Source organism: Pantoea sp. ME81 (genome assembly GCF_903970985.1).
Taxonomy (GTDB): Bacteria; Pseudomonadota; Gammaproteobacteria; order Enterobacterales; family Enterobacteriaceae; genus Pantoea; species Pantoea communis.
In genome coordinates this window covers 1-4689 of the sequence record NZ_CAJCKS010000266.1, presented here as the reverse complement: position 1 = coordinate 4689, position 4689 = coordinate 1, and the positions used below count along the sequence as shown (strand labels likewise).

Sequence of the window (4689 nt, the reverse complement as noted above, 5' to 3'; positions counted from 1 at the left end):
CCCAGTGCCATCCGGTGTGGCACATTGCGCCAGTGCGGATGCCCATCGGCAGTAGTAAACAGCCAGGGCTTGCTGCTGCCATCCACGCGTTCATACATGATGGCCTGATGTTGCAATAGCTCGCTTTCATTGTGAGGACGTCCATGGCGCGCCAGATAATCGGGTGCAGCGCAAAACACCATGCGCTCGCGACCCATCTGACGGCAGCCAAGCGAGGCCGGTACGTCCGGCGATCCGCCAATGCGCACCGCGACATCGATCCCCTCATCAAACAGATCGATAAAACGATCCGAGAAGGTGAGATTGAGTTCCAGCTCGGGATGTTGCTGACAAAACGGAATCAGCAGCGGCATGACGCCAAGGCGGCCATAAGTATTGGGCACCGCCACGCGCAATCGCCCCGAAGGAATGGTGCGCTGCGCCGCCAGCACCGCTTCTGCTTCGGCCAGCTCCTCCAGAATGCGCAGGCAGGTTTGGTAGTAGGCGTTGCCTGCATCGGTGAGCTTCAGACTGCGCGTGGTGCGTTCCAGCAAGCGTGAGCCGAGTCGCGTCTCAAGTCGCGTGACGCTTTTACTGACGGCCGAACCGGTCAGGTGTAAACGTTCTGCCGCTGCCGCGAAACTGCCGCTTTCGACGCTGGCCACAAAGGGAACGATATCTTTCAGGCGTTGATCGTGCATCTATTCGTGAATCCAGGTTATGAATGATGTGAATTAAAGCCAGAGATAGGAATTGAATTCTCTATTAGGCTAATGATTACCGAAACCGAGGAGAATTGAAATGCAAAAGCAGGCGTTAATTGTCGGCATTAGCGGCGTGATTGGGCGTGCGCTGGCGGAAAAACTGCAAAGTGAAGGATGGCTGGTGACCGGATTGTCACGCGGACGCGGCGCGATCCCCGAAGGTTGCCGCAGTCTGACCGCAGATCTGACCGATGCTGATGCGGTCAGCACTGCCCTGTCATTAGAGAAGCCTGATGCGGTGTTCTTTAGCGTCTGGGCGCGTCAGGAGAACGAAAAAGAGAACATTCGCGTGAACGGCGGCATGGTGCGTAATGTGATTGAAGCGCTGGGTGAGCGCCTGAACGGTGCGCACGTGGCGCTGGTGACCGGGCTGAAACACTATCTGGGTCCATTTGAGGCGTATGGCAAAGGAGCTGTGCCGGTGACGCCGTTCCGTGAAGAACAGGGACGCCAGCCGGTCGATAACTTCTACTATGCGCAGGAAGATGAAATCTTTGCCGGTGCCGAGCAATATGGCTATCGCTGGAGCGTGCATCGCCCGCACACCATCATCGGTTATGCAGTGGGCAACGCCATGAACATGGGGCAGACGCTGGCGGTGTATGCCACGCTGTGTCGTGAGAAGGGCTGGCCATTTATCTTTCCTGGCTCGCCGGAACAGTGGAACGGTATTGCGGATGTGACCGACGCCGGTTTGCTGGCGGAGCAGTTGTTGTGGGCAGCGACGGCGGATGAAGCAGCGAATCAGGACTTCAACGCGGTCAACGGCGATGTATTCCGCTGGAACTGGTTGTGGCCACGACTGGCCGCTTACTTTAACGTTGAAGCCGCCGCGTATCCTGCACAGATGATGCCTCTGGAAGGGCGCATGCAACAGGCCGCCGATGCATGGCATGAAATTGCCGCGAGCGAACAGCTGCGTGAGGCGGACATCAATAAACTGGCTTCGTGGTGGCACACCGATGCGGACCTTGGGCGTCCGATGGAAGCGTTCACCGACATGAGCAAAAGCCGCAAAGCGGGATTCACCGGATATCGTTCAACGCTGGATTCGTTTATTGCGCTTTTTGATCGGCTGAAAGCGGAGAAGGTGATTCCGCAATAGTCTCCACAGTGCGTAGGAGTAAGGGGGGGCAGCCCTCCCTTAATGCACATCCTTAATAAATTCGCCAATCCAATTATATGAATGGAACAGACAATCAAGATGATAGCAATCGCTGAGTAATTTGAATTTGAGCAGTGAATTGCCATACTTGCGAGCAAATGCCGCCATCGCTTGCGGGTCGAATAGCTCATCGAACTCTGCCGCTAACAGCAATGTGGGAAGGGGCAATGCATTTAACTGTTTGCCGGGCGAGCGAGGAGTCAGAGCATTGGCCATATTGACGCTGTAACGATCAACCATCTGCCCGGCAACATTGCCGATATTTTTAGGAAAATTCAGCTGCACTGCTGGGTAGTTTCCGCAAAACTTTCCTTGAGAGAACGCATTCAATATAAATGGCCATTGCCTGACTTGGGCAAAAGGCGTATCGCTTTTCTCACGATGAATACCTCGCGCAAAAGGCCCTAATTCTGGTGCCAATAAAATTAATTTGTTTATCTGATGTGCTGGCTTATAGCGAGTAAAGTAATTGATCAACATACCCGCGCCGCTTGAGTGGCCAAGCAGTTGATATTTGGCGTGAGGATAATGTTGTTTCAATTCAGTGATAATTCGATCAACATCTTGCCAGAGCCTGGTGGGATGAGAAAGATGGCCCTTTTCGCCGACTGAATCGCCGTGGCCACGCATATCCACTAAACAGACAGATAGATGACTTAGGGTAACCAATTGACGGGCAAGAATTCCGTATCCGGCATCCATACTGACTCCGCCGCCGTGATAGACAATCACAATATTATTGGGTTGAAATTCGTCTCGATAAAACCGATAGCGTAATCCATCAACGTAATGCGTTGATACCTTTGCTGCTGCGGGTGAAACACTATCATAATCAGTTGCTTTTAAACTGAAACCCTCAAAATCAATCACGCAAACGCTTCCTTGTGTCACCGATCTTCCTGTTCCTGAATTTTACGCATTACAGGCCGGACGTCGTTACTCATAAATTCCATGGTGGTGAGAAACACCATGCGTTGCTTATCAAAATTTTTGCGATAAAACATAAAACGCAGGCCGGGGGCAAGAACCAGTAACTCAGCTCCCTCGGCGATGAGCGTTTCAATATTTGATTCGGTGGTGTCGCGCGTGAAGCGCCAGTTTAATTGGCGTTTATCAATCGCCTTCTGCACTGCACCGATATATTTATCTTCGCGAAAGCAGGAGAACAATCCGCCACTCACTCCGAATCCCGGTGCTCTGAACAATGTTGGACTGGGCATGTAGATAAATACGATGTTTTTCATCGACGATTATTCTTTAATCTTGATGGATGAACAGTATTGGTAAAACCCGACCTGTTTTGGAAAACATCACCAATAAATGGTCGATATTAATTCTCACCGTGCTTTGCACACAGCCCTCAAGGTTCAATGAGATTCGCCGCAGACTGGATGGGATTACGCATAAGGCACTGGCGGATGCGCTCAAACGTCTGGAGCGCAATGGTCTTGTGAACCGTAAAGTGCTACCAACTTCGCCGGTGAGCGTGGAATACAGCATCACACCTTTAGCGCAGACACTGCAGCAGCCCTTTATGGCCCTGGCGAGCTGGGCGATGGAGTACGGCCCTGTGATGGAACAAGCGCAGGCCGCTTACGACCTCACAAAACTGGAAGCGAACAAATTAGTGGAAGAGGTCTAAGGATTGGGTTTTTATTTTAGGAAACTAGAGAGATTGGCAGCGCATTAGTTTATATACGCTGCGCTGCCGTTTAATTTCTGTATTAACTCTTATTAGAGAGTGTCCTTGTATTGCCTTAACCCAACTTAACCCAGCGGCGACCAAGCAGCACTGTCATAGCAATAATCACCGCAATCGCGGCCAGATGCATGACAAAATCCATGGCGTGCAGATGCACCGGATGGCAAAACGCCAGCATGGTGACGGCCATGCAGGATATGCCCAGTCCGGCCATCGCCAGGCTGCGTACCGGATGGAGTGCACGTGTCTTGCGTAAACTGGCAATCATCAGCACCATCATCGGTGTGCTCACCACTAACAGGAAGGTAAAACAGCGCGTGCTGTCATTATCATGTGCCTCCACTACGGCGTGCGGGATACTGCTCAGACTCAATCCCAACCACAATAAACCCAGAGGCAACAGCACTTTCCAACTGACACTGCGTCGGCCAGGGATGCTCATGTTGAACGCATTACGAATCGCAAACAGGCCGAGAACAAACGCCAACGCCAACTGAATGAGCGCGCGCATCGCGCCAGGTTGTGACCAGTCGGTGAGGGTGCGCTGCACCAGAAAACTGGCGGCGATGCCACAGGGTAGTGCCAGCAGCAGCCACATCAAGACACGCCAATAAGTCGGCCGCATCGGTTGAACGGGCTGCATGTCGCGGCTAAGTTTTTCGATTAACAGGTCATGATTATTCATGGTGTGCTCCAAAGCGACGCAGATTACTCAGCGCGCGATGCAACAGCGATTTCACCGCTGCCACACTTAAATTGTTATGTTCTGCCGCTTCAGTCAGGCTCATTTCGCGTAGATGGACGTGTTCAACAATCTCACGTTGACGCGAGGGAAGCTGGCGCAAATAACTGGCCAGTTCCTGTTGTGTATCCAGCGATGGTGCCTCTGGCGCAATGGCAGCTTCAGTTAGCGTTTCTTCATGGACTTCCCATTGCTGATGGCGTCCGCGTCGCCGCAGGGCATCGACTGCGCGAGCGGAGATGATGGCCATCAGCCAGGGTAAAAACGGGTAGGCAGGATCATAGGTGTGACGCACCCGATGCACTGTTAACAGCACATCCTGAATCACATCTTCCAC

The 4689-nt window shown here is 52.5% G+C and carries 7 protein-coding genes; 2 read left to right on the top strand and 5 right to left on the bottom strand.

Annotated elements, in window-relative coordinates; all coding sequences use genetic code 11:
- Positions 1-680, bottom strand: a 680-nt coding sequence (locus H7A81_RS25830) for a LysR family transcriptional regulator (protein WP_182059170.1), incomplete at its 3' end; no start/stop codon positions are given.
- A 100-nt stretch (positions 681-780) separates the two neighbouring features.
- Here H7A81_RS25830 and H7A81_RS25825 point away from each other — a divergent pair.
- Positions 781-1848 carry an SDR family oxidoreductase gene (locus H7A81_RS25825; protein WP_182059169.1) on the top strand — a complete coding sequence of 356 codons (1068 nt, stop codon included), beginning with the start codon at positions 781-783 and terminating at the stop codon, positions 1846-1848.
- Between the two features lie 39 nt (positions 1849-1887).
- Here the strand turns inward: H7A81_RS25825 and H7A81_RS25820 are convergent, their stop codons facing one another.
- Together H7A81_RS25820 and H7A81_RS25815 are read right to left on the bottom strand one after the other, a co-directional pair.
- The gene (locus tag H7A81_RS25820) at positions 1888-2778 is read right to left on the bottom strand and encodes an alpha/beta fold hydrolase (RefSeq protein ID WP_182059168.1); all 891 of its coding nucleotides are present in this window, start codon (positions 2776-2778) and stop codon (positions 1888-1890) included.
- Positions 2779-2795: 17 nt separating this feature from the next.
- Positions 2796-3152, bottom strand: coding sequence for a hypothetical protein (locus tag H7A81_RS25815; RefSeq protein ID WP_182059167.1), 357 nt, complete (start codon positions 3150-3152; stop codon positions 2796-2798).
- Positions 3153-3178: 26 nt separating this feature from the next.
- On the opposite strand from H7A81_RS25815, the gene H7A81_RS25810 reads away from it, so the two are divergent.
- A complete protein-coding gene (locus tag H7A81_RS25810; protein WP_182059166.1) occupies positions 3179-3550 on the top strand; it encodes a helix-turn-helix domain-containing protein in 372 nt (123 codons plus the stop codon).
- A gap of 115 nt (positions 3551-3665) precedes the next feature.
- Here H7A81_RS25810 and H7A81_RS25805 read toward each other — a convergent pair whose 3' ends face one another.
- A complete protein-coding gene (locus H7A81_RS25805; protein WP_182059165.1) occupies positions 3666-4295 on the bottom strand; it encodes an NrsF family protein in 630 nt (209 codons plus the stop codon).
- The coding region (locus H7A81_RS25800; RefSeq protein WP_182059164.1) for a sigma-70 family RNA polymerase sigma factor at positions 4288-4689 on the bottom strand (402 nt) is incomplete at its 5' end. The genes H7A81_RS25800 and H7A81_RS25805, both read right to left, overlap by 8 nt.

Coding starts and splice junctions, on each gene's coding strand:
- H7A81_RS25805 (WP_182059165.1), bottom strand. CDS start 4,295: ATGAATAATCATGACCTGTTAATCGAAAAACTTAGCCGCGACATGCAG.
- H7A81_RS25825 (WP_182059169.1), top strand. CDS start 781: ATGCAAAAGCAGGCGTTAATTGTCGGCATTAGCGGCGTGATTGGGCGT.
- H7A81_RS25815 (WP_182059167.1), bottom strand. CDS start 3,152: ATGAAAAACATCGTATTTATCTACATGCCCAGTCCAACATTGTTCAGA.
- H7A81_RS25810 (WP_182059166.1), top strand. CDS start 3,179: ATGAACAGTATTGGTAAAACCCGACCTGTTTTGGAAAACATCACCAAT.